The organism is Caproiciproducens puteiluti (assembly GCF_052442865.1).
Lineage (GTDB): Bacteria > Bacillota > Clostridia > Oscillospirales > Acutalibacteraceae > Caproiciproducens.
Map to the genome: position 1 here is coordinate 2,902,786 of NZ_CP194790.1, position 25,562 is coordinate 2,928,347.

Annotated in this window: 20 protein-coding genes and 1 pseudogene; 8 read left to right on the top strand and 13 right to left on the bottom strand. The window is 51.3% G+C overall.

The features are described from left to right. Positions 1–6: 6 nt before the first annotated feature. Positions 7–1,233 (bottom strand): carbohydrate ABC transporter permease, encoded by a 1,227-nt coding sequence (locus ACRQU7_RS14060; RefSeq protein ID WP_444641445.1) that lies wholly within the window; start codon positions 1,231–1,233, stop codon positions 7–9. Between the two features lie 104 nt (positions 1,234–1,337). Beyond that, positions 1,338–2,600: an extracellular solute-binding protein gene (locus tag ACRQU7_RS14065; protein ID WP_444641446.1), complete on the bottom strand. Its 1,263-nt coding sequence runs from the start codon at positions 2,598–2,600 to the stop codon at positions 1,338–1,340. 157 nt (positions 2,601–2,757) lie between these two features. On the opposite strand from ACRQU7_RS14065, the gene ACRQU7_RS14070 reads away from it, so the two are divergent. Further along, the gene (locus tag ACRQU7_RS14070) at positions 2,758–3,960 is read left to right on the top strand and encodes an AraC family transcriptional regulator (RefSeq protein ID WP_444641447.1); all 1,203 of its coding nucleotides are present in this window, start codon (positions 2,758–2,760) and stop codon (positions 3,958–3,960) included. A gap of 112 nt (positions 3,961–4,072) precedes the next feature. Here ACRQU7_RS14070 and ACRQU7_RS14075 read toward each other — a convergent pair whose 3' ends face one another. From ACRQU7_RS14075 to ACRQU7_RS14105, 7 genes and pseudogenes are all read right to left on the bottom strand, one after another. Next, positions 4,073–4,576, bottom strand: coding sequence for a GNAT family N-acetyltransferase (locus ACRQU7_RS14075; RefSeq protein ID WP_444641448.1), 504 nt, complete (start codon positions 4,574–4,576; stop codon positions 4,073–4,075). A gap of 125 nt (positions 4,577–4,701) precedes the next feature. Beyond that, positions 4,702–4,890 (bottom strand): annotated as a pseudogene (locus ACRQU7_RS14080) (SPFH domain-containing protein); the annotation flags it as partial. An 853-nt stretch (positions 4,891–5,743) separates the two neighbouring features. Next, the gene (locus ACRQU7_RS14085) at positions 5,744–6,916 is read right to left on the bottom strand and encodes an HAD family hydrolase (protein ID WP_444641449.1); all 1,173 of its coding nucleotides are present in this window, start codon (positions 6,914–6,916) and stop codon (positions 5,744–5,746) included. A 47-nt stretch (positions 6,917–6,963) separates the two neighbouring features. Continuing rightward, complete coding sequence (locus tag ACRQU7_RS14090) at positions 6,964–7,623, bottom strand: hypothetical protein (protein WP_038325335.1); 660 nt, start codon at positions 7,621–7,623, stop codon at positions 6,964–6,966. Positions 7,624–7,775: 152 nt separating this feature from the next. Continuing rightward, positions 7,776–8,612 (bottom strand): VanW family protein, encoded by an 837-nt coding sequence (locus tag ACRQU7_RS14095; RefSeq protein WP_444641450.1) that lies wholly within the window; start codon positions 8,610–8,612, stop codon positions 7,776–7,778. Positions 8,613–8,718: 106 nt separating this feature from the next. Continuing rightward, entirely contained in the window at positions 8,719–9,468 is a 750-nt protein-coding gene (locus tag ACRQU7_RS14100) for a GNAT family N-acetyltransferase (protein ID WP_444641451.1), read from the bottom strand. 506 nt (positions 9,469–9,974) lie between these two features. Beyond that, positions 9,975–11,525, bottom strand: coding sequence for an L-lactate permease (locus ACRQU7_RS14105; RefSeq protein WP_038325338.1), 1,551 nt, complete (start codon positions 11,523–11,525; stop codon positions 9,975–9,977). Positions 11,526–11,921: 396 nt separating this feature from the next. On the opposite strand from ACRQU7_RS14105, the gene larA reads away from it, so the two are divergent. The 6 genes from larA (at position 11,922) to ACRQU7_RS14135 (ending at position 18,674) form a co-directional block, all read left to right on the top strand. Beyond that, entirely contained in the window at positions 11,922–13,202 is a 1,281-nt protein-coding gene (gene larA / locus ACRQU7_RS14110; RefSeq protein ID WP_038325339.1) for a nickel-dependent lactate racemase, read from the top strand. A 37-nt stretch (positions 13,203–13,239) separates the two neighbouring features. Next, on the top strand, positions 13,240–14,676 hold the full coding sequence (locus ACRQU7_RS14115) for an FAD-binding oxidoreductase (protein ID WP_444641452.1): 1,437 nt from the start codon (positions 13,240–13,242) through the stop codon (positions 14,674–14,676). A 32-nt stretch (positions 14,677–14,708) separates the two neighbouring features. Continuing rightward, positions 14,709–15,515, top strand: a complete 807-nt coding sequence (locus ACRQU7_RS14120; protein WP_444641453.1) for an electron transfer flavoprotein subunit beta/FixA family protein — start codon at positions 14,709–14,711, stop codon at positions 15,513–15,515. Positions 15,516–15,531: 16 nt separating this feature from the next. Then, entirely contained in the window at positions 15,532–16,536 is a 1,005-nt protein-coding gene (locus tag ACRQU7_RS14125) for an electron transfer flavoprotein subunit alpha/FixB family protein (protein WP_038325342.1), read from the top strand. 31 nt (positions 16,537–16,567) lie between these two features. After that, complete coding sequence (locus ACRQU7_RS14130; RefSeq protein WP_038325343.1) at positions 16,568–17,710, top strand: acyl-CoA dehydrogenase; 1,143 nt, start codon at positions 16,568–16,570, stop codon at positions 17,708–17,710. 265 nt (positions 17,711–17,975) lie between these two features. Then, positions 17,976–18,674, top strand: coding sequence for a FadR/GntR family transcriptional regulator (locus ACRQU7_RS14135; protein WP_141825910.1), 699 nt, complete (start codon positions 17,976–17,978; stop codon positions 18,672–18,674). Positions 18,675–18,767: 93 nt separating this feature from the next. On the opposite strand, the gene ACRQU7_RS14140 is transcribed toward ACRQU7_RS14135, so the two are convergent. Beyond that, positions 18,768–19,640 (bottom strand): LysR family transcriptional regulator, encoded by an 873-nt coding sequence (locus tag ACRQU7_RS14140; protein WP_444641454.1) that lies wholly within the window; start codon positions 19,638–19,640, stop codon positions 18,768–18,770. A gap of 181 nt (positions 19,641–19,821) precedes the next feature. On the opposite strand from ACRQU7_RS14140, the gene ACRQU7_RS14145 reads away from it, so the two are divergent. After that, the gene (locus tag ACRQU7_RS14145) at positions 19,822–21,246 is read left to right on the top strand and encodes an MFS transporter (protein WP_444641455.1); all 1,425 of its coding nucleotides are present in this window, start codon (positions 19,822–19,824) and stop codon (positions 21,244–21,246) included. A gap of 161 nt (positions 21,247–21,407) precedes the next feature. On the opposite strand, the gene ACRQU7_RS14150 is transcribed toward ACRQU7_RS14145, so the two are convergent. The 3 genes from ACRQU7_RS14150 to ACRQU7_RS14160 form a co-directional block, all read right to left on the bottom strand. After that, positions 21,408–23,177, bottom strand: coding sequence for a methyl-accepting chemotaxis protein (locus ACRQU7_RS14150; protein WP_444641456.1), 1,770 nt, complete (start codon positions 23,175–23,177; stop codon positions 21,408–21,410). Positions 23,178–23,256: 79 nt separating this feature from the next. Continuing rightward, a complete protein-coding gene (gltA, locus tag ACRQU7_RS14155) occupies positions 23,257–24,654 on the bottom strand; it encodes an NADPH-dependent glutamate synthase (protein ID WP_444641457.1) in 1,398 nt (465 codons plus the stop codon). Beyond that, entirely contained in the window at positions 24,647–25,495 is an 849-nt protein-coding gene (locus tag ACRQU7_RS14160) for a sulfide/dihydroorotate dehydrogenase-like FAD/NAD-binding protein (RefSeq protein ID WP_444641458.1), read from the bottom strand. The genes gltA and ACRQU7_RS14160 overlap by 8 nt, the downstream gene beginning before the upstream one ends. Positions 25,496–25,562 lie beyond the last annotated feature (67 nt).

Genomic DNA, 25,562 nt, shown 5'->3' on the forward strand with positions numbered 1-25,562 from the left:
TCCCTCCTAATCCGAAGACAAGATATTGGCGCCCAGCACCTTAACGAACAAAGCCGCAATCACCAGCACACAGACGAACATAAACATCACGACGACGGCGCCATACCCGAAATTTGTCTGGGAAAACATCGTCTTATAAGCGTAAACGGAAAGCGTTTCCGTGGAACCGCCGGGACCGCCGCCGGTCAAAACGGCGATCAGGTCATACACACGGAAAGCATCCAGCATCCGGAACAAAACCGCCACGAGAATGGAAGGCTTTAGCAACGGAAGCGTAATTTTGAAGAAAGTCTGTACCCGGTTGGCACCGTCAATGGCGCTGCTTTCATACAATCCTTTATCGATCACCTGCAGACCTGCCAGCAGCAGCAGCGCCATATAGGGCGTCGTTTTCCAGACATCCGTAAGAATGGTAGCCGACATGGCCCCGGGGCCTGTCAGCAGCATCGCTCCCGGTTCGGATACAAGCCCCATTTCGGCAAAAATATGAGAAATAATGCCGTTGGACCCATCGTACAAATAGCTCCAGATCAGCGCGGAAACCGCAGTCGGAATCGCCCATGGGATCAGCGCATTTGCCCGAATGATTCCGATCCCCCGAATCGCCCGGTTCATAACGAGCGCAAGGCCCAGCCCCAGAATAAATTCAATGAAAACGGAGATCAGCGTAAAATACACCGTATGTCCAAGCGCGGCAAACAGCCTGCTGTCGCTGAAAATTTTCTGATACCCCTGCAGTCCGATGAAATTCGAGGGAGCAATCGCCTTGTTTATTTCTTCAAAAATCTTCGGAAGAGATTCCGCGTTGGCGTACTCTGCATTGGGATGGTTCTTATACAGCGCCTCTACTTCCGCCTGCAGCCCGGCGGTTGCAGCAGTGAAATCACTGCTCTGCTGGGCGGAGATTTTTCCGCTTTGCAGGGTAGAAAATTGTTTTGTATAAGCCTCCGTGTCAGAAAGCGCCGCTGCAAAATCTTTTGCGGCGGCCGCGTCCTTTGCCGCCACGGCTGCGTCGTCATTCAAAAAAATCTTGATATACTCGCTGTTTTCCTTAAAATTATCGGCTGAAAAGCTGCCGCTGAAGCTAAGCTTCGACTTTTGTGCGTTATTGAGCTGATAATCAAAAAAAGTGTATGAAAAGGAGGTTAAAATCGGCCAGATTGAAAATACGGCGATGATAACCAACAGCGGTACGATAAATAAGAATTCTTTGAATGTCATCTTCTTTTTCATAGATAAGCCTCACAATCTCAGAAATTCGGAATCATGCCTGACCGCGCCGGAAGTCTCTTAATACAAAAAAGGCGTGCATCAGTTTTGGTGCACGCCTACCAAATTTATTTCAATGCGTCCTGCACAGCCTTTTCGGTGGTGTCGACATCCTGACTTCCTGAAAGATATTTATGAATATTGATCTGAATTGTGTCGCTTGTCTTGGAGTACTGGGCTGAAACCGGCCGTGCAATGGTCGTGTTCAGCGCCTTCTGGAAACCTTCCATGGTAAGCAGCGGATTTGCCTTGATGACTTCCTCATCCTTCATCACCGCGTTGTAGCCCGGAAGATAGGAGCCTTTTGTCGACATGATTTTCTGTCCGTCCGGCCCTGCGAGATACTTGATAAATTCCCATGCGCCGTCCGCATTCTTGGATTTTGCGTTCATGCCTAACAGCCAGCCGCCTACGCAGCCGCCCTTCGGCAGCGGCGCGATCCCGACCTGTTCTGTTTTGACCGCCACGTCTCCGGCTTTGATCAAACCGTACTGATACGGCCAGTTGCGGGAAAATACGCTCTTGCCGTCTTTAAAGCTGGCGTCGGTCGAGCCTTCGTTATAATTCAGGACGTCGCTGGGCACCACCTTGGAAGTAATGAATTTATTCATCATTTGGAGCCCGCCCTTAATGTCCTGGAAGTTCGCGGTAAATTCATTGGCGTTGCAGGTCAGGCCCTCGTACTGTTTTGCCTGAAACGCGTAACCGTCGGCAGTGCCTTTCTGGCCCTTGTATTTTGCAGCCATTTGATAAAGATCGTCATATGTATAGCTGCCGCTGACAAGTTTCTCCCCGTCTTCTTTCGAGACGATGTCGGAGCGGTAGTACAGCATGGCAACATCGGGGAAAAACGGCAGAGTGTACTGCTTGCCCTGATAATTGCCGGAGTCCATGGAGCCTTTGTTAAAATCTGTCTTTTTGTAGCCTGCCTCGCTCATTTTGACATCCAGCGGCGAAAGGTACCCCGCCGCGGCAAATTCGCCGGCCCAAACTACATCCAGTGAAATGACGTCGTAGTCGGAGGAACCGGAGGACAGGGACGTTAAAAGCTGGTCGTGCATTTGAGCGGAATCGTTTGTGAACTGTTCCCATTCCACTTTATACTTTGTCTGCGACGAGTTGAACGCATCTACAACAGCCTGTGTGGCGGGGGTGGAATCCGCCTGTGCGCCGAATTTCAATGTGACGGGTCCGTTTGCCGCCTCTGTTTTGGATTCGGCGGCCTGGCTCTCTGTATCGGCCGATTTTGAGGAGCTTGCCGGCTGGCCCCCGCAGGCGGTCATGCCGGCTGCCATGGCAATTGCCAGAAATGCCGCTAGTATCTTTTTCATCATTACAATCCTCCTAGATTTGTTTTTATATACCCAATGAGAATGATCTTATCATAACGTAAAAAAGGGAATCAGTATTTCAAAATATTAAGATTAATGTTATAATCTTAATAAGATATAAAAATATATCTAAAATAAATTTGAACAGGTGTAAATTATGCTCGAATTTGATTTATCTGAGCAAGTGAAGGTCTTTTATTATGCGACCCAGCTTCCCGTCAGTATCTTAAAGAACGATCGAATCGAGCAATCCTTTCCCGAAGCTCTGGTGACAGCCGGGCAAATCATTACAGGGGAATCCGCCTTACCTATTCAATACAGCCCTCACGAATACAATACCGTACAATATCTTTCCAGTGAGTTCGGCGAGCTTTTCGTCGTGTATGTGTTCGACGATACTTACGTTGTAGCCGCGGGACCTTTTTTGACAGAGCCGGTACGGGACGGTATGATCGTGAACATGATTCAAAGTGAAAAAATCCCGATCAAATTGAAGCAGAAGCTGGAGTCCTATTATCAGGGCATCAACGAAATCACTCCCCAGACATATTATTATTGCGGAAAACTGATCGCTTCGCTTTTTAATGCCAGAAACATGAACAAAACGCCGGATTCCCACCCGATCGGCAAGGAAGTCGGATTTATTCAGGAATACTTTCAGAACACCCATAAAAATCAGGAAAAGATGTTTTCGCACCCGCCGTTTTTTCTGGAAAAAAAGATCGTCAACCAAATCAAGATTTACGATATAGACGGTGCGCTGAACACACTGATGGAAATCAACCTGCTCAGCCGTGCGGTTTTGGCAAAGGACCCGCTGCGCTCCCTCAAAAATTCGATCATCTGTTCCTGCTCCTTTTTTACGCGCGCGGTGATCGAAGCCGGGGTGTTCCCGGATATCGCTTTTACCTACAGCGACACCTTTATTCAGCAGATCGAAAAGATGAACGGCATTTCCGAGGTGCGCAACTTCGAGCAGGAAATGTTAAAAGAGTTCATCAAGCTGGCAAAGGATAAAACCTCGGCAAAATATTCGCGCCCTATCTTTTCCGCGCTGCAATATATCAACAACAATCTGACGCAAAAGCTGAGTTTGGCCGATATTGCGAAACACGCGTACGTGCATCCGAATTATCTGAGCAGTATCTTCAAAAAAGAGGTCGGATGCTCGCTTACCGACTTTATCGCACGGCGAAGGATTGAGGAATCGACCTATTTCATTGCTTACACAGATTATGAAATCGCGGATATCGCAAGCTTTTATCACTTCTGCAATCAAAGCTACTATTGCACTGTGTTTAAGCAGCATCTCTTCGTTTCCCCGAAGGAGTACCGCAAAAGCGCCCGTCCGTCCTGCTGATGGGTAAAATTCAGGGAAGAATGATCGTCAGACATAAAAACAGCTCCATGGTCGAAAGGCCATGGAGCTGTTTTTATGTCCCTGTGGTCCGGCAAGGGTATTGGAGTTTATTTCATCCGGCCTGGCTCTGACATAATTTCTTTTGATAGCAGAACCATTCATTGCCGTACATGGAAGCTTCCCCACAGCATAGGTAGCCTAACGAATCATAGAGCTTTATCGCATAAGGGTTCTTTTTGCCGACGATCAAACGAATGCCGTCGAATCCTCTTTCCGTTCCATCTTTTTCTATCCCTGTAATCAGTGTTTTTGCCATTCCCCGGCCTTGATAATCAGCCCTTACCGCAACACGTGCCAGATCGCACACGTTCTTCAGCGACCGATCCCAACAGGACAAATGTGCTAATTCATCATCTTTCCCCGCGGCAGCTACGGCAATCAGTTCCTGATCTTTAAAAACACCGTACAGGGAACCGCTCTGAATATCCCTGACAACATCTTCGATAACCGGATAATCAGCGTCCCATGTGCAGCCATAACTGCCTTTTAAAGCTTCATAAATTTCAAGCACATTCTCCTTTTCCTCCATAGGGACTTTTTCTATTTTATAACCCATTGTATTTCTCCTGAATTCGGCATTTGTCATAATCTATTTCCTTTTTTAGAAGTGGTCTTATAGAAAGCTGGAAGAGTGCCCCGCTCACCTTGCGTGAAGTTCACGGCAGCCGAATATGGTTGATGTTATACCAATACTATATCGCCTTCATCAAACGGGTCGCCACACTCCGGACAGAACTTCGGTGGGTGAGTCTTATCATTCGGTTCCCAACCGCACTTGTCACATTGGTATTGCGGTATCCCGGCGGGCTTTGCTTTGCCACAGTCTGGGCAGAATTTGCCTTTACTCTTTGCGCCGCAAGTACACACCCAACAGTCTGTCGCAGTCTTCTCAAATCCTGACTCAACAATCCCGTCATCTGTATCCGAGTCTTCCGCATTAATGACAATAGTGGCTTCGTATTTAGCAAACTCTTCCGGCGACATATGAGCCATTGTTGAGAGATGCTTCCGGAGCCTGTGTGCCATCGGCTTAAACGTTGCCAGCGTGAGACCGCCAGAGATAGCTCCGCCAAGGATAGGCACAGCTTTTGATACACCCTTTGCAAATGTTGCCTTCACCATTTTTTGCCCCAACATTGCCGCAATTTTCTTGACAATCGGATAATACCACGTTTTGGTAAGCGCTTTGGCGGCAACCCTTTTTGCAACAGCATTCATTGCCGTTTCACCGAATAATTTGGCCACTGCCGTGTTGGCGGCTCCCACACCGGACATCACGCCGATAAACAAAATAAGTTGGGACTCCGTATTCGCGTCAAGCTCAGACGATTCGGCAAATATCTCATTCCAACCGTATATGTATGCCAATTCCTGCGCAGTACGGATTACAAATCCGTAGAACTGCGCCAAGTCAGCCGGGATAGTTGCCGCCATAGCGAACCCACCCGGCAAGCCCGCTGCTGTTGATATGGCGGTTACTTTGATGGTTTCTGCATGAATCACGGCGTTTGCCAAACTGTCCAATGTTGAAATCGGAATGTCAGCATGAAGCGTTCCCTCTTCGATAGCCTTTTGCAACTGCTTTTCTGTACACAGCTTGCCGAGGTTCTTGGTCAGGAACTCTTCCCGGCCCACATGGACAAACGGGAGTTTTGCCGCGCTCTCGATGACGGAAGTAAATGATAATGGTTGATCCATAACGTTCGCTCCTTACCCCTCCATTTTATTTTTCAATTTTCTCCTTTACTTTTCTTGCGTTTTCCGTAAGCCTTGGAATATTCCTAAGCAGATTTTGATAGAAAATTTTTATATCCAAATCGCCCAGGACATAAAACACCTGGCTATTCTCAACCGCAATGTTAAATAACAGTTCCTTTTCGTCTGACGTCCAGTTGTCAAAGCCATTCAGTGCTTTTATTGTGGAATGTGTCGTTGCAAAACTTCCACTGCTCTCCAGCGCAATGAGTAAATCCGTTTTTTTGCGGCCTTCTTCATTGTTTTGTTTATCAGCTTCAAGATTTTCCTTTTTACATTGATAGTAAATATCCTCCAAAACCTCATTGGCAACCGTACGGTCAATAATTGACTTCACCAGGTTGTCCAATTCCTTTCCTTCCGAATAATCAGCCGGTACATAGTACTTTATCCTGCCGTCGTGCATCATTTTATAAACTTTAGATTTATCATTCGTCGCAGCATTATAAACACCAATGGAATGCCCGCCGTAGGAATTTACAAGCTTCATGCAAGGAATATCGGTGTCGCTGTCGCCAATATAGACAATATTGCGAAACGGTACACGCATTTCTTCAGGGGCAAAAGAATCATTGACACCCTGGTCGTTGATGTCCAGAACTCCTTTTTCAATTCGGAACAAAAACTGTGTTTTATTTGTATAGTTCACGACCTGCGCCGGCCATTTTGCAACGCCGGTTTTGGGATCATAGTAAAACGAACTGGCGTATATTTTTTTGAAAACGCCCTGCCTGGCAACAGATGTCCCCTCAATCATCTCTTTCAGCCCGGAAGAAATGATGTAATGTTCAACAATAACCCCTTTGGCAGTCCCATATTCACAGATTCTTTTGAACCAGTCCTCCACACCGGGAAACAAAGTAACATGTGCGCCGTAGTCAGTCAATCTCTCTTTGGTAAAAACGATGTTGCCCTCCGCTGTCTGAACCATTTTGTACATATACGCTAGGTTCTGATCCATCTCGTTGTTCTCGGCCAGTTCGTTGGATTCCGTCCAAAAATCTCCCACGTCATATCTTACCGATTGAATATAACCCTGTGCCTGCATATCATTCGGCGATAAGGTTTTGTCAAAATCGTAGCAAATTGCCAGTACAGGTTTCTGTCCTTTGCTTTCCCGTTCAAACTCTTTTTGGCTCATATTTCACACCTTTCCCTTTATGGCTATGATTAACATTTTTCAGATTGTTACAAAATGAACATAATGCACAGCACCAAATATGTAAATTTAATATTTCGGTTCAAAAGAAGGTAGACTACGCCATAGCAGAAACCGGAAGCGGCCAAGAATATTCCTGCCCAGAGGCTCCCTTTTGTAGCCCAATGCGCCATTCCCCAGGTAAGTGCAACGATAATACCGCCATAAGGGATGGTTTCCTTTCTAAACCACACTTCACACGCCTTTTGCCCAAATACAATAATCAGCATAAACAAAAACGTTTCAAAGAAATAGTAGATATACTGAAAAACAAATTTTATCATACCCTTGGTATAGAATTCATGAATAAATTTAAAGCCGTTCCAATCTATAAATTGAGATACCAATACAATCATGAGACATGCTGCTGTCGCAAACCATTGCCAAGCTTTTATATCTCCTTTACTTTTGAAAAAGTCAGGATCATATTGATTCGCATACCTTACGATAAAAAATCCAATTAGTCCCCAGGTAATACTGGTTATTATCCAATGGCAGATATTTTGGGTTACATCCCATTGTCCCATTGATCGACCGTAAATAGCCGGTTCAAGCAGATATGCGTAAAGCCCCTCTGTCCCGAGTCCGGCTAATGCGTATAATGACAATGAAAAAAAACGAAATCCGTTAGTTTCTCTATTTCCAGACATTTCACATATTCTCCTATCAATTAAGAAGGTACGATTCAGTTTGAATTTTAGAAGCAGCCATAGCTGACTCAATCAGAATAGTACTTTTTCAGTTTCGCAATATCAGCGCTGGTCTTAGAAAAGTTGGAAGTAAATCCCGAACTTCAGAAAATTCACGCAGTACGCTCTGTTATTAAAAGTTTACTCGTATCATACATCACTTTTGCATGATTTCTTTTCATTAACTCTTTTGTAATAAGGTTGCCTGTTTTCTTATCATAACATTCTCTATAAATACAGTTGTTGCGGAATATTTCGTCCGCTTCCTTAGAAAAAAACTCATCTGTCATTTTAATATGATATTTATAAGGAAGTTCCTTATCAGCCCTCAGTTCCCCACACAAATATTCCGACGTCGTATAAACGATCAGCTGAAAGACGTACTCAGTTGGATTTATAAAGCGGTAATCCAGATAGTTGTACATAATGGAAGTCCCAACCCCAAACGGAATCTGCCTGCCATAATCGGGGAACAAATCCAATCCGTCATGATGATGATGTTCCACGATCTGCATGGGGGTATGTAGAATCATCCAATGGATCAAATTTGTGAATTGACACATACCGCCGCCAATATCTTTTCCCAGTTGTCCGTTACTGATGGTCAACCCTTCTTTGTACCCTTTTTTCACAGTGCAGGAACCTACTAATTTCCAAAAAGAAAAGCACTCTCCGGGGCGTATCATGACATTTGATACTTTCGGCGCGGCAATATTTAAATTCACCGCTTTATTGTTTTGTAACTGTACATCTACATTTCCCAGCTTCCGGCGAATCAACGATTTATGTCTATATACCAAAACGGGTAAACTCTCATTGCTTTTTGTTATGGCAAATTTTTTAAGACAGGTAAAATTCAAAACATGGCGTATAACCCGACACTTCAGTAAAGATAATTTGTATGTAAATGGTGATATCTCGCAGAAAAGTTTGCGCTTTCTCTCCATCATTCCATTCTCCTGTTGATAAACTGAGATCAAACAGCCGCAGCCATGGGTTTGGAGCATTCCGTCTTTTGAATAGGACAGTCCGATCTGAAAAGCCGCATTTGTATTTTCATTTTTGAAGTATTCTCTTTAAGTAGGCGATATCCAACAAATTCACTGTCTCAAAATTCCCTTTATAAAACACACCCCAGTTGTTGAAAACACAGGGCAATTCCTTTGCTTTTTGCAGCGTATCCACTTGAATGAAAGACACAGGAACGTCATTCATTTCACAATATTGTTTTATCGTCTCAATGTTTTGATAGATAAAGGGGCATTGCAGATCATAATAAATTGTTAACTCTTTGCTTTCAATCTTTTCGTTTTTAACATTTTGTGCGAACTTTGGCATTGTTCCATCCAAAGAAAGTGCAAGCAACTCATAGCCATTATCGGTATGATCAATAACCTCAAAGCCAAACTTCTTCGCGAACGATTGGTCTGAAAGCCAAGATTTTTGTTTCTTCGCTCCGAGCATGCAAATGCCGGATTTTCCGTTTTCCTTAGCATCTGCCAAACAATACTCCATCAACGATTTTCCATACCCTTTTCCTTTATAACTGCCAGAAACCCATAAGCAATACAGATAATAATAGTTGTCGCCAATAATGGGAACCCACGCAGTTTCAAGAGGAGCATATTCAATAAAAACCGTGGCTTTTGCATTTAACTTCCTAAAAACATGCCCTTCCTTCAGTCGTTCAGAAAGCCATTGTCGCTTTGCCTCAACGCCCTGATGTGGTTTTTTACTGCGTATAATACAGCATAGATGCTCATTGACAAGGTTCTCCGTTGTTAAGTTTATAAAATCAGTATCCATATTTTCATTTTCCTCTCTTACAGACCTTTGATTTTACAAACAAGGCCTGAACCAGGCAGCAGCCCATTTGCAATTATAGGCCACGCTCCGCCCCTGACCGGCGAAAAGGATTATCGTCTTACCGTAAAGATTCTACAGCATTTCCAGTTGATTCTGCAACAAGTTTGCGTTTCTCCCCCGCCTTCGGCGGGGGAGAAACCTGTTTTGTCACGCAAACTGAAATGGAATTGCTGTAGCTGACATAATTTGGCTATATTATACTGCAAATACCGAATATAAACAATAAACAATTCTATAACCCCAACCGAAAAGGCAAATCGTTTCGTGTGTCCCATAGAACAGCAGGAGCCTTTCTTCCGCTGAAACATCGGCGGAAGAAAGGCTCCTTAGGTCGCTGGAAGGAAATGTATGGCTACGCATGCCAAGCTTGTTTGTGAATCAGAAGTCCTGATGTGCTGAAAGGATGTCCGGCTGTATCCAAAACACCCGGAAGCCGTCAGCAGTGCTCAGGCAGGAGAAAGAGGAACGCCGAAGCCGACTACCACACAGGTAATCGCAAGCATAATAAGCGCCCACTTGAGGACCGCGCGCAGCGCTTTGCTGTCCTGACCGACGAGGCCGACAGCCGCCACCGCAGTGGCAACGCACTGGGGAGACATAATTTTACCGACACCGGCGCCAAGAGAGTTCGCCGCGGCGAGCCAGTACTTGGAAACGCCGATCTGCTGTGCGGCAGCCGTCTGCAAGGTCCCCAGCAGCACCTCGGTGTTGGTGCCGCTGCCGGTGACGAACGCACCGATCGCGGCAATGATCGGCGCCACAAACGGATAGTAGCGGCCGGTGAGAACGACAAAAAGATGCGCCATATCGGCAATCATCCCGGAATATGTCATAATTTTGGCAACGGCAAGTACGGACATGATGGTAATGATCGTTTTAGACATCTGCTTTACCGTGCCGGTCAGCGCCTGCCACATCATCTTTCCGCTGGCTTTCTGCACAAGGCTGCCAATCACTGTGGCGACAAAAATGATGATGCCGGGCGTATTGATCCAGCTGAAAGAAACAGGACCGGCACTCGGTGCCGTGCTGATCTTTACGGTAGATTTGAAAATAGAAAGGAAGCTGTTGACCGGCGGAACCAGCTTGGAGGTCAGCAGAAGGAGCACGAAAATAAGAATAAACGGCAGGCCGGCCACCGCGAGCGGCATTGCCGGTTCGTCCTGCTTTTGCGCTGTGCCGGCAATCCCCGCGCTCATATCGTACTCCGGGGGAACCGGCTTATTTTTCCGTGCCCTGGCCATCAGGAAGGTACAGGCCAGTGAGACGACGCAGCCCACGATAACGGTCAGCTCCGGCCCGAGGAATCTGGAAACAACCAATTCAGGAAGGACGAAGGACAGGCCGGACACCAGCGTGATGCCCACAACACCCTTCAGCGCCTTGACGCCGCCCCCGCCCGCGATGACCATCAGGAACGGAACCAGAATCATAAACGGCACCATTTGAAATACCGTCGTAAAAGCCAGCGGCAGCACATCCAGCCCGGTCACTGCCTGCAGGGTAACGGTAGGGATGCCGACGGAACCGAACGCGGTGGGAAAGGCGTTGGCGATCATGCAGACCACACAGGCCTCAATCGGATTCATGCCCATTCCGGCCAGCATGCTTGCCGGAATGGCGATTGCCGTGCCGAAGCCGGCCATGCCCTCCAGAAATCCCCCGAAGCACCAGCCCACCAGCAGGATCAGGAGACGCTTATCGGCGGAAACGCCTGTGAGCATCCGCTTAATAATGTCCATGGCACCGGTTTTTAAAGAAAGGTTATAGGTAAAAATGGCAGCGATGATAACCAGAATGATCGGCCACAGCGCGGTGGCAAAGCCTTCCAGGGCAGAGGTGGCGCATTCCGCCGCCGGCATGCGCCAAAGCGTCAGCGCCAGAACGACGGCAACGGCCAGCGCGCTGAGGCACGCCTTGTGACCGGGCATCTTTAGATATGTAAGCGCGATAATCAGCCAGACGATTGGCACCAGAGCAAGATAGGACTGAAGCATAATAAGAGACCTCCCCTATTTATTTCAGTGGCTGCAATAGTCACAGTTTACCTGCTTTTGGTTCTACCAGTTTCGACAAACATTCCGGCGATATATAGAATGAATAACAGCAAAAACGAATTCTCTCGAAAAAGAATATTTCTATACTGGACACATTATATCCTCAAATTAGCATAAAGTCCATATGAAGTTATATCCAAAATTATATTTTAGTATATTTGACGAATATCCAAGTTTAATTTTGTCAGAAAAATAGAATCACTCGTTTTGGCATTGTATTAAAAATAAAATGTGGTAAGATGATAGCATACATAAGTGGAGCTACCAATTTTAAGGTGGTTTTTACCGCTTGCATCTGTAAACGGTTGGTGTAAAATTCAGAATGGAGGCGCTTTCATGTCTGTCATGATTCCCTTTGGCAAATCCGGGATGCCGCTGCACGCGGATCTCAGCGATGCGGAAATTCTGGAATCCCATGTGGAAGAACTCAAAGCCGCCGACACGGAGGACGGCCTGGTGCTGGCCGCTATGGCCAATCCGATCGACTCCCCCCGCCTGCGGGAACTGGCCGCCGGCAAAAAGACCTGCACGATCATTATCAGCGACCACACGCGTCCGGTCCCGAGCAAGCACATTCTTCCCGCCATGCTGGCCGAGCTGCGCGAAGGCAGCCCGGATATCGATGTGACGCTGCTGGTGGCCACCGGCTTCCACCGTCCGACCGGCAAGGAAGAGCTGGTGGCGAAGCTCGGCCGGGATATCGTAGAGCATGAAAAAATCGTAATCCATGACAGCCGGGACGCATCCGGCAACGTACAGATCGGCGTGCTTCCTTCCGGAGCGGCGTGCGTGATCGACAAAATAGCGGCACAAACAGATTTACTTGTTGCCGAGGGCTTTATCGAACCGCATTTCTTCGCCGGTTTTTCCGGCGGGCGCAAGAGCGTGCTGCCGGGTGTCTGCGATCAGGTGACGGTGCTTGGCAACCATTGCTCCGAATTTATCGCTTCGCCTTATGCGCGAACCGGCGTCCTGGACGGCAACCCGCTGCACAAGGATATGCTCGCCGCGGCAAAAATGGCGCATCTGGCATACATAGTGAACGTCATTATTGACGAAGATAAGCATGTGGTCGCCGCCTTTGCCGGGGACGCCATCACCGCCCACCGCCGGGGCTGCGACCTGCTGCTGAAATACTGTCAGGTACAGCCGGAGCAGCGTGGCGATATCGTGATTTCCAGCAACGGAGGTCACCCGCTGGACCAGAATATTTACCAGAGCGTAAAAGGCCTTACCGCGGCGGAAGCCGCAGCGGCGCCGGGCGCCGTGCTGATCATGGTCAGCTCCTGCAGCGACGGACACGGCGGAGAAAGCTTTTACCGTGCGCTGCGCGACTGCGTTTCCCCAGAGAAGCTGACGGAACAGATTCTCGCCACCCCGCAGGACCGGACCCAGCCCGACCAGTGGGAGTTCCAGATCCTTTGCCGCGTGCTGTGCAAGCACCATGTCATCTATGTCACGGAACCCGAACAGCGGAAGACCATTGAAGACATGAAGATCGCGTGGGCCCCGGATGTGGATACTGCCCTGAAGGAAGCAAGGGACATCAAAGGCGCGGACGCTCATCTGGTCGTGATCCCCAACGGCATCTCCGTTATGGTGAGAGAATCGGCTTAACAGCTTTTATAAAAATATTTTATCAGGAGGATTTATCATGGCAAATTATAATCCGGTCACACAGGAGATTCTTGCTGAACTGGAAAAAGCGGCGCCCGGTCACGTGGTCACCGGCGCAGATGTCAACCCGGACTACTCCCGCGACGAAATGCCCATTTACGGTACCCGCATGCCCGACGTCACCATCGACGTGCAGAGCACGGAAGAAGTCTCCGCCATCATGAAAATCTGCTATGAGCACAACATTCCGGTCACGACCCGCGGCGCCGGCACCGGTTTGGTGGGCGGCTGCACCCCGGTCTGCGGCGGAGTCGTACTCTGCACCATGCGCATGAACAAGATTCTGGCCTATGACCTTGAAAACTTCGCGGTCACGGTACAGCCCGGCGTCCTGCTGCAGCAGCTGGCCGACGACGCGCTGAAACACGGCTGCATGTATCCCCCGGACCCGGGCGAGAAGATGGCTACCCTGGGCGGCAACGTTGCCACCAATGCGGGCGGCATGCGCGCCGTAAAATACGGCGCTACCCGCGACTATGTCCGCGCCATGACCGTAGTCCTTCCGAACGGCGACATCACCCGTTTCGGCGGCACGGTTTCCAAGACGAGTTCCGGCTACAGCCTTACGAACCTGATGATCGGCTCGGAAGGCACGCTGGGCATCATCACCGAACTGACCCTGAAGCTCATCCCCGCCCCGCAGGCCACCGTAAGCCTGATGGCTCCGTTCGAGGACCTGGAGGTCTGCATTTCTGCCGTACCGAAATTCTTTATGAAGCATTTCCGTCCGCAGGCACTGGAGTTTTTTGAGAAGGAAATCCTGATTTCTTCCGAAGAGTATCTGGGCAAGCAGGTCTTCCCGCGCAAGATCGACGGCACGGACGTCGGCGCTTATCTGCTGGTCACTTTTGACGGCGATTCCATGGATGAACTGGACCCGATCGTCGAAAGCGCATCCGAGATGCTGGTGGAAGAAGGCGCGCTGGACGTTCTGGTGGCGGATACGGCGCCGAAGCTGAAAGACATCTGGGCGACCCGTTCCTCTTTCCTGGAGGGCATCGAGGAGCAGACCAAGCTGCTGGATGAATGCGACGTGGTCGTTCCTGTAAACAAAATTGCGTCCTATGTCGCATATGTCAATGAGATCAAGCAAAACTATGATTTTGAGGTAAAATATTTCGGCCACGCCGGAGACGGCAACCTGCATATCTACACCTGCTCCACGGAAATGGAAGAGGAAGAATTCAAGAAGCAGGTCGATCAGTTCCTGAGCGCTCTCTACAAGAAGACAGTGGAGCTCGGCGGCCAGATTTCCGGTGAACACGGCATCGGCTACGGGAAGGTACATTTCCTTGAAAGCGCAATGGGCCCGGTAAACATGGAGCTGATGCGCGGTATTAAAAAAGTATTTGATCCGAAGCTGATTTTGAACCCCGGCAAGGTTTGTATGGACCTGACGAGAAAGGGAGAATAGTTTTAGGAGAATCATTTAAAAGGAGTAACGATATGAACATTCTTGTATGTGTCAAACAGGTACCGGATACCAATGAAATCAAGATCGATCCGGTCACCAACACCCTGGTGCGCGACGGTGTGCCAAGTATCGTCAACCCATTCGACGGCTACGCGCTGGAAGCGGCGGCACGCCTGAGGGACGACGCGCCGGACACCAGAATCGTGGTGCTTTCCATGGGCCCGAAGCAGGCGGAGAACGCGCTGCGGGAGTGCCTGGCCATTGCGGCCGACAACGCTTACCTGGTGACGGACCGCATCTTCGGCGGTTCCGATACGCTGGCCACCAGCTATATCCTTAGCAGGGCAATCGCAAAGGTCGAAGAGCTGGAAGGCGCGAATTTTGACGCGATCTTCTGCGGCAAGCAGGCGATCGACGGCGATACCGCACAGGTTGGCCCGGAAATCGCGGAACACCTGGGCTACCCGCAGGTAACCTACGCACTGGAAGTAAAATCGGCGGAAGACGGCCTTCATGTCTACCGCGAGGCGGAAGACGGCAAGGAAGTCATCGGCGTACAGACGCCCTGCCTGATTACCTTTACCAAACCTTCTTTCGATCCCCGTTTCCCCACCATCAAACGCAAGATGGCGGCGCGCAAAGCGCAGATCACCCAGCTTACCGCAGCGGAACTGACGAACATCGACCCGGAGCACGCCGGCCTGAAAGGTTCGCCCACAAAAGTGAAGCGCACCTATGTGCCGCCGCGCAAAGAAGCCGGCGTTGTGGTCAAGGAAGAAACCACCGAAGCGTCCGCTCACAAGCTGTATGAGCTGCTGAGCAAAGCGCACGTGATTTGAAAGAGAGGGATCGGAAATGGAAGCCAAAACCAAGGACCTTTGGGTATTTTTGGAAACAAATGAAGACGGCACTGCCAAGAATGTCGGAATAGAATTACTGAACCCCGGACGCCACCTGGCCGACAAGCAGGGCGGCAAGCTGGTATCCGTTGTCATCGGCTGCCACACGGATGCAGCCGTAAAAGAAGCGGGCGCTCACGGAGCGGACCAGGTGATCGTGGTGGACAGCGAGGAATTTCAGCGCTACACCACGGACGCTTACACCGCCGCGCTGGCGCACCTGCTTGAAAAATACGCGCCTACGAGTATGCTGATCGGCGCTACCCCGAACGGCCGCGACCTCGGGCCGCGCCTGTCCTGCCGCCTCGGCACCGGTCTGACCGCCGACTGCACCGCGCTGGACATCGACGAAGCCAGCGGCAATATCGCCTGGACCCGACCGGCATTCGGCGGAAACCTGATGGCGGTAATCCTTTGCCCGGACCATCGCCCGCAGCTCGGTACGGTGCGGCCGGGAGTGTTTAAGAAGCCCGACGTCTGTGAAGACAAGGCGGAGATCATACGCGAGGACTTCCATGTGTCCGCGGACCAGATTCGTACCACACTGCTGGAAACCATCCGCGAAGCAGCGGGCGAAATCGTCGACCTTGAAGGCGCGGACATCATCGTCTCGGGCGGTCGCGGTGTCGGCGGGCCGGAAGGCTTTCAAATTCTCCATGAACTGGCGGACGTGCTGGGCGCTACCGTCGGCGCGTCCCGCGCGGCGGTGGATGAGGGCTGGATCACCCATTCCCATCAGGTCGGCCAGACCGGCAAAACAGTCGGACCGAAGCTGTATATTGCCTGCGGCATTTCCGGCGCCATCCAGCATCTGGCCGGTATGAGCTCCTCCGACGTCATCGTGGCGATCAACAAGGATTTTGACGCCCCGATTTTCGGTGTCGCGGACTACGGCTTTGTGGGCAATCTTTTTGAGATCGTCCCCGCATTGACTGCCGAGATCAAAAAAGCAAGAGCCTGAGATTGATTAACAAGAAAAGGGGTCTTTCAATATGGATTTTAAATTTACCGCCGAAGAACAGGATATCCTGGATATGCTGCATGATTTCTGCGTAAAGTCGGTCGCTCCGATTGCTGCGGAAATTGACGAGCAGGAGAAATTTCCCGAACAAACCTGGCATCAGCTGGCCGAAATGGGCATGATGGGCATGGCCTACCCGGAAGAAGCGGGCGGAGCCGGCCTGAGCTACCTTTCCTATATTGCCGCGGTTGAGGAAATCTCAAAGCACTGCGCAGCCACCAGCACTATGTTTTCCGCGCACTCCTCCCTGTGCGCCTGGCCGATCTTCGCTTTCGGCACGGAGGAGCAGAAACAAAAATACCTGCCGGACCTGTGCTCCGGCGAAAAACTGGGCGCCTTTGCCCTGACTGAGCCCGGCGCCGGAACCGACGCCGCCATGCAGCGCACGGTCGCCGAGGACAAGGGCGACTCCTGGCTTCTTAACGGCTCAAAAATATTCATCACCAACGCAGGGTTTGCGTCCGTCTTTGTTGTTTTCGCAATGACGGATAAGAGTCTGGGAACCAAGGGCATCTCCGCTTTTATTGTCGAGAAGGACACTCCCGGCTTCCGCATCGGTTCCCATGAAAAGAAAATGGGAATCCGCGGCTCCTCCACCTGTGAGCTGGTCTTTGAAGACTGCAGCATTCCCAAGGGGAATCTTCTGGGCGAAATCGGCAAGGGCTTCAAGGTTGCCATGATGACGCTGGACGGCGGCCGGATCGGCATTGCCGCACAGGCTGTCGGCATCGCTCAGGGCTGTATCGATCAGACCATTCCCTATATAACCCAGCGCATCCAGTTTGGCAAACGCATCAGCCAGTTCCAGAATACGCAGTTTGAAATGGCCAATATGCAGACGCATGTCGATGCGGCCCGTCTGCTGACGTACCGCGCGGCGCAGGCCAAGCAGGACGGCGACCCATACAGCCACCTTGCCGCAATGGCGAAGCTTTTTGCCGCCGACACCGCCAGCGACGTAACCCGCCGCTGTGTGCAGCTGGTCGGAGGCTACGGCTTCACCCGTGAATATCCGTTTGAGCGCATGATGCGCGACGCAAAAATCACCGAGATTTACGAAGGAACCAGCGAAGTACAGCGCATGGTCATCTCGGGCTGGATGGGCGTCAAATAAATTCACTTACTCCTTTTTATCCATACTCGTTTATCCATACTAGCAGCAAGCCGTCGGCTGGAACCAGCCGGCGGCTTGCTGTCTCTGCGGCTGCAGTTGAATGACTCTTGTTTAAGACACACAGAAATGCTATAATACGTAGTTATATGGAACTCAAAAATCAACCTTGAAAATAAATAAATTCTACGGTTCTCTGCATAGATTATCAAAGGAATTTTCGGCAGAAAACCGCGAGACGGCAGCCTGGCTGCAGGGAGATGTTTCTATGGACGCAAAAGCGGAAAAAAGTGAAAAAGCCTATGAACGGGTGATTGACTATGTAAAGGACGAAATCTGGCGCGGAAACCTCAAACGGGGAGAGCGGCTGCCTTCGGAGCGGGATTTGGCGGAGCTGCTTGGCGTAAGCCGTAACTCCGTAAGAGAGGCGATGCGGACGCTGAGCATGATGGGTTTCATCTCCAGCGTACACGGCGGAGGAAATTTCATATCGTGCGACCTGGAGCAGAATCTGAGCGAAACGCTTCGGATCATGATGATGATGGGAGAAACCAACTTTCGGCAGGTGAGCCAGCTGCGCAGGGGGCTGGAATCCGAGACGGCGCGCCTGGCGGCCAGCCGCATCCTTCCCCGTCAGACGGCCAAGCTGGCGGATCTGGTACGCCGGATGCGCGAGGAGCCGGACGCCGAAAAAGCCTCCCTGCTCGACCAGAAATTTCATACGCTTCTCTGTGAGGCCGCCGGCAACAAGCTGATCTACGCGATTTTCATGGCCATGCTTTCGACCATCAATGATTTTATCAGCATCATGTACGGGCGCATCGTGCAGGAGGACGAACAGGGTGAACAGCTCCATTTGTCCCACGAGAAGCTGGTGGACGCCCTGAGCCGCAACGACGAGGATGACGCGGTCCGCGCGATTCAGGAGCACTTTGAAGTTGTAGACGCGTCGATCGACCGCTCGTAATTCTTTCTGGGCTTTCTTGTCAGGCTTTCAGCAAGTACTCCGCAAAACGGTCTCTTTGGACTTTCCGTTTAAACAGCCCAACTGTTGTCAGATTCAGACCTCAGCTGCGTCTTCGGTAAACATCGGCAGATAAAAGGGCACCTTTTCTTTTTTCATAGCGACGGAAATTTCCCGGTAAATCGGGGGCCGGCTGATTTCCCGCACGGCGATGGACGGGGACTGAATCCCGTTCGCCACAATCGAAGGCAGAAAAGTAATCCCCTCCCCCCTGCTTACATAGCTGAGAAGCGACTCGGTGAGATCAAGCTCCAGCGCAAGATCGGGTACGACTCCCATTCGGCCGCACTCCCTGCGTATGGAGGCACGGATCGTGCACGGGTCCTTATAGAGTACGAGCTTTTCATGCAGGACGATATCCCTGAAGCTGATCTCCTCCCGATAATACAGGGGATGCGCCATGGGAAATACCGCATAAAGCGGCTCCGTCATGAGCGGGATCACGGCAATGTTCCGCTGCGGCTCCGCATCGGAAAGCAGCGCCATGTCGAACTTTCCGTTTTCGACGCCATTCACGAGTTCCCCGTTGGAAAAGCAGGTGTCGACGGTCACCTGATTTCGCCCGCCCGCTTTCAGCTTTTCCATATACCGGGGGAGAAAATAAGTCACAAGGTTTTCGAGCCCGCCGATACGCAGCTGAGGAACCTCTTCAAAACGCCTCACCAGGTCGACTGCCTGGTCAAACTGATCCACTACGCCGCTCATTCTCTCATAGAGGAGCTTTCCCTGCGGAGTCGGCTTCACGCCGTCGTAGCTTCGGTTAAGCAGCCCGCAGCCAAGCCCCTTCTCAAGCTGCCGGAGCTGTTTTGAAAGCGACGGCTGCGAGATATAAAGGCGTTCGGAGGCCTTATTCAGGCTGCCGCAGCGGACGATTTCGAGGAAATATCGTATTTGTTCTAAACTGACCATCGTATTCCTTTCACGAGGTATGCGTTTCAGCTATACCCCATATGCGCAATGGCAATTAGGCAAACCCGAAAACATGGTTTATCCTAATATATAATGAAAAACAGATCATGATCCGTTCCCTTCGTCTGAATGGGTAACACGGCGAAAAAAGGAAGGCGGCATCAATAAAGGAGTAACCAGCATGTCTCAGGCCAGTGAATCCGGTAAAACGACCGGATACGGTTTAGTCATTTTTGTCCTTTCCCTTACCACGCTGATGTCCGCAATCGACACCAATATCGTCAATATCGGGCTGCCAACCATCGGGAAAGCCCTGAACGCAAACTTTACAAGCCTTCAATGGGTCGTGCTCAGCTACCTGCTGGCCGTTACCGCGCTGATCGTCGGTATCGGGCGCATCGGCGATATTTTCGGTAAAAAAAGAATCTTTCTCTTCGGTATCGGACTGTTCACGCTGGCATCTCTGCTGTGCGGCACGTCCGGTTCCATTTACGAGCTGATCGTGTTCCGTGCCCTTCAGGGAATCGGCGGCTCGATTCTGATGGCGCTGTCCTTCGCCATCGCGGGCGACATGATTCCGAAAGAAAAAATCACCCAGGGCATGTCCGTTCTTACCGTCATGCTCCCGACCGGTTTCGCCCTGGGCCCCTCTGTCGGAGGGCTTCTGATCGGCGTTTTCAGCTGGAGATCGGTCTTTTTTCTGAATGTGCCGATCGGCGTAGCCGCGTTCCTGTGCGCCCTGCGCTTCCCCACCATCCCCGTTACGGAGAAGGTCAGAAAGCTCGATATACGGGGCCTGCTTGTCCTGACCGCCACGCTGGTCTGCTATGTGCTGGGCGTTACCCTCGCCGAAAATCAGGGGCTCAGCAAAAGCGTTCTCCTGCTCGGCGTCGGAGCCGCCGCGGGGATCGCCGTCTTCCTGTTCCTTGAAAAAAGAACGGGCTTCCCGCTTGTCGACCTGAATATGTTCCGGAATTCTGTATTCAGCGCGAGCCTTGCGATCAGCGTACTGATTTACACGACCACGACCGGGGCGGTTGTGATTTTCCCCTTTTACCTTCAACAGGCAAAGGGGCTTTCCACTTCCGTGTCGGGGGTCATGATGATGGCGGGCGCGGTCGGCTGCGCACTGCTCACACCGCTGGCCGCTGCCGCCGCAAAACGTTTCGGCGACTTTCCCGTCATGATTTTCGGGATAGCGGCCATGGGGGCCGGCTCGCTGCTGATGTCGACGGTCAGCCTTTCGACAGGCAACGTTACGTTTTCCATGATATGGTTTCTCTTTAACGGATGCCTTGCTTTTTTCCAGACGCCGAACAACGCCTCTATTATTTCGCACGCGAAGCCCGAACAGCGCGGACTGGCATCGGGCCTTCTCAATCTATCGCGTACCATCGGGCTGACTACCGGCGCCGCGGTGATTGGCGCCGTCTTCTATGCGTTCGCCAGCACGACGTCGATCGGCACTGCAAGCCCCCAAAAGATTGCCTCCAGCATCCACAATACGTTTTTGGTCACGACGTGTATCCTGGCGGGCGCGCTGCTGATCGGCCTGGTCGCACTGCGTCCCGCCAAAACGCCTGCGGAAGAGAATACAACCGACTGACCGCCCTCCGGCGATTGCCGAATAAGTTCATAACATACCACCAAACCCGGTGCAGATGAAATCCCCCCAAAGTCAGACAGTAGCGCATACTGAAAACAACTTTGGGGGTATTTTCATGCCAAAAGGGACTTTCTGATTGTATCAGAACGAATTTTCATAGATCAGATGGACGCCGTCGCCTGACGCATTGCAATTTCCGATACGGTATTTTCCGGTTCTTCTTCATCCTCAGCCTGATTCTGGCCGGCCGCTTCCACCCTGAGCTTAAACTGTTCCGCAAGGGCTTTCATGATCTGGGCCTGTCCGGAAAGCTCCTCGCTTGCCGCCGCGCTTTCTTCCGCTGTCGCGGAATTCGTCTGAATAACGCTGGAAATCCGCTCCACGTCACGGTTCACCTGCTCAACCGCGTCCGACTGTCTCACGCTGGCCTTTGAAATGTGTCCCACAATTTCAGAAACAGCTTTTGTACTTTCCACCACATGAAGCAGATATTTCGCGGTTTCATCCGCGATGACGGTCCCATTCTTCACCTCGCCGATGGAGTTATGAATCAATGACGTTGTGTCCTTCGCCGCCTCGGCACTCTTGCCCGCAAGGTTCCGTACCTCATCCGCCACCACGGCAAAGCCCTTTCCGGCGCTTCCGGCCCGCGCGGCCTCTACCGCGGCGTTGAGTGCGAGAATATTTGTCTGAAAGGCAATGTCCTCAATGGTTTTGATGATTTTTTCAATTTGCTGGGAGGAATCGTGAATGCCGGAAATGGCTTGAAGCATTTTCTGCATATGCTGATTGCATATTTCTATTTCAGAGTTCACGTCCTCCACATTGGCGCTGGCCTTTTCCGCATGCTCCGCGTTCTCTTTGACCTGCGCTGAAATTTCGGCAACCGCGGCGGACAGTCTTTCCACGGAATTCACCTGTTCCGTTGCGCCCTGTGCCAGCTCCTGAGCGCCGGAGGACAGCTGCTCGGAACCGCCTGCGACCTGCTGAGAGGCCTGCTGCATCTGAGTAATCGTATCGTTGATAAACAGAATGATCGCTTCGATCGATTTTTGCAGCTGGATAAAATCACCCTTATACTCAAAACGGCGCGCCACGTTTAAATCTCCCTGTTCCACCTGGAGCAGTGTGGACTGAATATCCGTTATGTACTGATTCAGGGTTTCGATTGTTTCCGCAAACGCGTTTCCCAGCTGGCCGATTTCGTCCCTCGATTTTACCCTCACCCGAACTTTCAAGTCGCCTTCGGCCATTTTCCGTGCCGTGCTCAGCAGTTCGGAAACCGGTCTGCTGATTCCGCGTGAAATAAAAACTGCGATCAGGACGGACAGCAGAATGGAAATCAGAAGAATCGCGCTCATAATCACGTAAGCGCGTTCCCCCTGCGCGGTCAGGCTTTTGGACAACTGATTTCCCGAATTCGTCTTTTCCGTAACCAAGGAATCGATGGCCGTGCGCAGTTCCAGAGAAAGCGGGGAACATTTCTGGAACATCATGATATAAGCATCCGTGTCTTTTCCGGAAATGGCCAGCTGAACCGTCTGATCCCGCGCAACCGTGTATTCCTGCAGATCGCCCATAATCGTATCATAGTAGCCCTGTTCTTTACTGCCGATAATCCCGGATTTCATTTTGGTAAGGTATTGTACCAGCTTTGCACTGGACTGGTCCAGCTCCTCTTTGCTTTTCAGCCTCTCGTTGACGCCCGGCTGAATAATAATATCCCTCATAATGACGTTGTTGTTATTAAACTCGGTATTGAACAGGCCGATGTCGCCCTGCGCGAATCCATACTGAACCAGCGCGCCCGAATATTGCTGATTCATGGTTCTCATAATGATAAATCCTACCACACCGCTGAAGCTCGAAAGGAATGTAATCAAAACAAAGGATATTATTAGTTTTTTCCCGATTTTCATATTTTTTAACATGATCTTCCCCACCCTTTCCTCCATATAGAATTCAGAAAGAAGCCGCCACCGCAGGGCAGGCACCCTTTGGCGGACGTCTTCAGGATTTTCCCTCGGCCTGAATGTACTGATGGATGGAACGTGCGGCTTCCTTGCCGCCGCCCATGGCCAGGATCACGGTTGCGGCGCCGCTGACGGCGTCGCCCGCGGCGTAAACGCCCTCCCGGGTCGTCGCCATGGTCGCTTCATCCACAACGATACAGCCCTTCCTGTTTGCTTCCAGACCCTCGGTCGTAGAGCGGATCAGCGGGTTCGGCGAGTTGCCAATCGCCATGACCACACAGTCCACCGGAATCTCAAAGTTCGAGCCCTCTTTGGGCACCGGCTTGCGTCTGCCGGAGGCGTCCGGCTCGCCAAGCTCCATCTCGATGCACTCGATCGACCTGACCCTGCCGTTTTCGTCGCCATGGATGGCAACGGGATTGCGCAGAAGGTTGAAAAGGATGCCCTCTTCCTTCGCGTGGTGGATTTCCTCTTTTCGCGCGGGCATCTGCTCTTCGGCGCGGCGGTACACAATATACACATTCTCCGCGCCCAGACGCTTGGCGGTCCTCGCGGCGTCCATCGCCACGTTGCCGCCGCCCACGACGGCGACGTTCTTCGGCCGGATGATCGGGGTGTCGTATTCGTCCAGATAGGCCTTCATCAGGTTTACCCTCGTCAGGAATTCATTGGCCGAGTAAGTCCCCACCAGTTCTTCGCCCGGAATATTCATAAAGCTGGGCAGTCCGGCGCCGGTGCCGATGAATACGGCTTCATAGCCCATTTCAAACAGCTCGTCTACCGACAGCACCTTGCCCATGACCATATCGGTCCGGATGTCGACGCCCTTGTCCTTCAGGCCGTCGATTTCCTTCTGCACGATCTCCTTCGGCAGTCTGAACTGCGGGATGCCGTACATCAGTACGCCGCCCGCGGTATGCAGCGCTTCGAACACGGTAACGGAGTACCCCAGGGCTGCCAGATCCCCGGCGCAGGTCAGGCCCGCGGGGCCCGCCCCGATCACGGCGACCTTGTGTCCATTCGGCTTTTCCTCAAATGTCTCGGCTCCGCCGTGCTTCATGTGCCAGTCGGCCACGTAGCGCTCCAGCCGGCCGATTCCCACCGGCTCCCCTTTGATGCCGCGCACACATTTTTGCTCGCACTGGGATTCCTGCGGGCAGACCCTTCCGCAGACGGCGGGAAGGGAGTTCGTCGTCTTAATGATCTTGTAAGCATTTTCCATATCGCCGGAAGCGACGCAGCCGATAAACTCGGGAATACGCACGCCGACCGGGCATCCGCTGACACACGGCTTGTTTTTGCAGTTCAGGCACCGTTTGGCCTCTTCCATGGCCATTTCTTCCGTGTATCCAAGAGAGACCTCTTCAAAGTTCTTGTTGCGCACATTGGGGTCCTGCTCCGGCATCGGCGTTTTTACTTTGGACATATTAGGCATTTTTCGCACCCTCCATCAAGCGGCAGTTGTATTCGCGCGTCGCTTCTTTTTCCGACTCAGAATAGGTTCTCGATCTTTTGATGGCCTCGTCAAAGTCCACCTCGTGGCCGTCGAAATCCGGACCGTCCACACAGGCGAATTTGGTCTTTCCGCCGACCGTCAGCCTGCATCCGCCGCACATGCCGGTCCCGTCGATCATAATGGGGTTCATGCTGATCAGCGTTTTGATGCTGTATTCCTTTGTCAGGTTGCAGACGGCGCGCATCATGACGAGCGGCCCGATGGCGATGACCAGGTCATACCCAGCCCCGTCCTCAATATTTTTACGCAGGGCGTCGGTCACAAAGCCCTTGTTGCCGTTGGAACCGTCGTCCGTGGTTAAAATCAGATGGTCGCTGACCGCCTTCATCTCGTCTTCCAGGATGATGATGTCTTTATTCCGGAACCCCGCGATCATGTCCACCTTCGCGCCCATGCCGTGCAGGGCCTTCGCCTGCGGGTACGCGATCGCGCAGCCGGCGCCGCCGCCGATCACCGCTACGTTTTTATAGCCCTCCAGCTCGGTCGCTTTTCCCAAAGGCCCGATGAAATCCAGAATCGCGTCGCCGACATTCAGCTGATCCAGCATCAGGGTCGTTTTTCCGACCTTCTGATAAATAATGGTAATGGTTCCCTTTTCGCGGTCGTAGTCCGCTACCGTCAGAGGAATCCTTTCCCCGAATTCATTGACACGCAGAATAATGAACTGGCCGGCCTTCGCCTTTTTCGCAATATATGGCGCTTCTACCGCCATCAATGTCATTGAATCATTCAATATCCGCTTTCCCACAATCGTAAACATCGTTCTACCTCTTATTTAAAAATTTACGCCATGCGCGCAATCTGCAATCCGATGGATTTCGCGCATG

Excerpts from the sequence above, each read along its gene's own strand:
- ACRQU7_RS14140 (WP_444641454.1), bottom strand. The coding sequence starts at position 19,640 with ATGGTCAGTTTAGAACAAATACGATATTTCCTCGAAATCGTCCGCTGC.
- ACRQU7_RS14125 (WP_038325342.1), top strand. The coding sequence starts at position 15,532 with ATGGAAGCCAAAACCAAGGACCTTTGGGTATTTTTGGAAACAAATGAA.
- ACRQU7_RS14095 (WP_444641450.1), bottom strand. The coding sequence starts at position 8,612 with ATGATGGAGAGAAAGCGCAAACTTTTCTGCGAGATATCACCATTTACA.
- ACRQU7_RS14135 (WP_141825910.1), top strand. The coding sequence starts at position 17,976 with ATGGACGCAAAAGCGGAAAAAAGTGAAAAAGCCTATGAACGGGTGATT.
- ACRQU7_RS14090 (WP_038325335.1), bottom strand. The coding sequence starts at position 7,623 with ATGTCTGGAAATAGAGAAACTAACGGATTTCGTTTTTTTTCATTGTCA.
- ACRQU7_RS14075 (WP_444641448.1), bottom strand. The coding sequence starts at position 4,576 with ATGGGTTATAAAATAGAAAAAGTCCCTATGGAGGAAAAGGAGAATGTG.
- ACRQU7_RS14150 (WP_444641456.1), bottom strand. The coding sequence starts at position 23,177 with ATGTTAAAAAATATGAAAATCGGGAAAAAACTAATAATATCCTTTGTT.
- ACRQU7_RS14145 (WP_444641455.1), top strand. The coding sequence starts at position 19,822 with ATGTCTCAGGCCAGTGAATCCGGTAAAACGACCGGATACGGTTTAGTC.
- ACRQU7_RS14065 (WP_444641446.1), bottom strand. The coding sequence starts at position 2,600 with ATGAAAAAGATACTAGCGGCATTTCTGGCAATTGCCATGGCAGCCGGC.
- ACRQU7_RS14085 (WP_444641449.1), bottom strand. The coding sequence starts at position 6,916 with ATGAGCCAAAAAGAGTTTGAACGGGAAAGCAAAGGACAGAAACCTGTA.
- ACRQU7_RS14100 (WP_444641451.1), bottom strand. The coding sequence starts at position 9,468 with ATGGATACTGATTTTATAAACTTAACAACGGAGAACCTTGTCAATGAG.
- ACRQU7_RS14120 (WP_444641453.1), top strand. The coding sequence starts at position 14,709 with ATGAACATTCTTGTATGTGTCAAACAGGTACCGGATACCAATGAAATC.
- larA (WP_038325339.1), top strand. The coding sequence starts at position 11,922 with ATGTCTGTCATGATTCCCTTTGGCAAATCCGGGATGCCGCTGCACGCG.
- ACRQU7_RS14070 (WP_444641447.1), top strand. The coding sequence starts at position 2,758 with ATGCTCGAATTTGATTTATCTGAGCAAGTGAAGGTCTTTTATTATGCG.
- gltA (WP_444641457.1), bottom strand. The coding sequence starts at position 24,654 with ATGCCTAATATGTCCAAAGTAAAAACGCCGATGCCGGAGCAGGACCCC.
- ACRQU7_RS14130 (WP_038325343.1), top strand. The coding sequence starts at position 16,568 with ATGGATTTTAAATTTACCGCCGAAGAACAGGATATCCTGGATATGCTG.
- ACRQU7_RS14060 (WP_444641445.1), bottom strand. The coding sequence starts at position 1,233 with ATGAAAAAGAAGATGACATTCAAAGAATTCTTATTTATCGTACCGCTG.
- ACRQU7_RS14105 (WP_038325338.1), bottom strand. The coding sequence starts at position 11,525 with ATGCTTCAGTCCTATCTTGCTCTGGTGCCAATCGTCTGGCTGATTATC.
- ACRQU7_RS14160 (WP_444641458.1), bottom strand. The coding sequence starts at position 25,495 with ATGTTTACGATTGTGGGAAAGCGGATATTGAATGATTCAATGACATTG.
- ACRQU7_RS14115 (WP_444641452.1), top strand. The coding sequence starts at position 13,240 with ATGGCAAATTATAATCCGGTCACACAGGAGATTCTTGCTGAACTGGAA.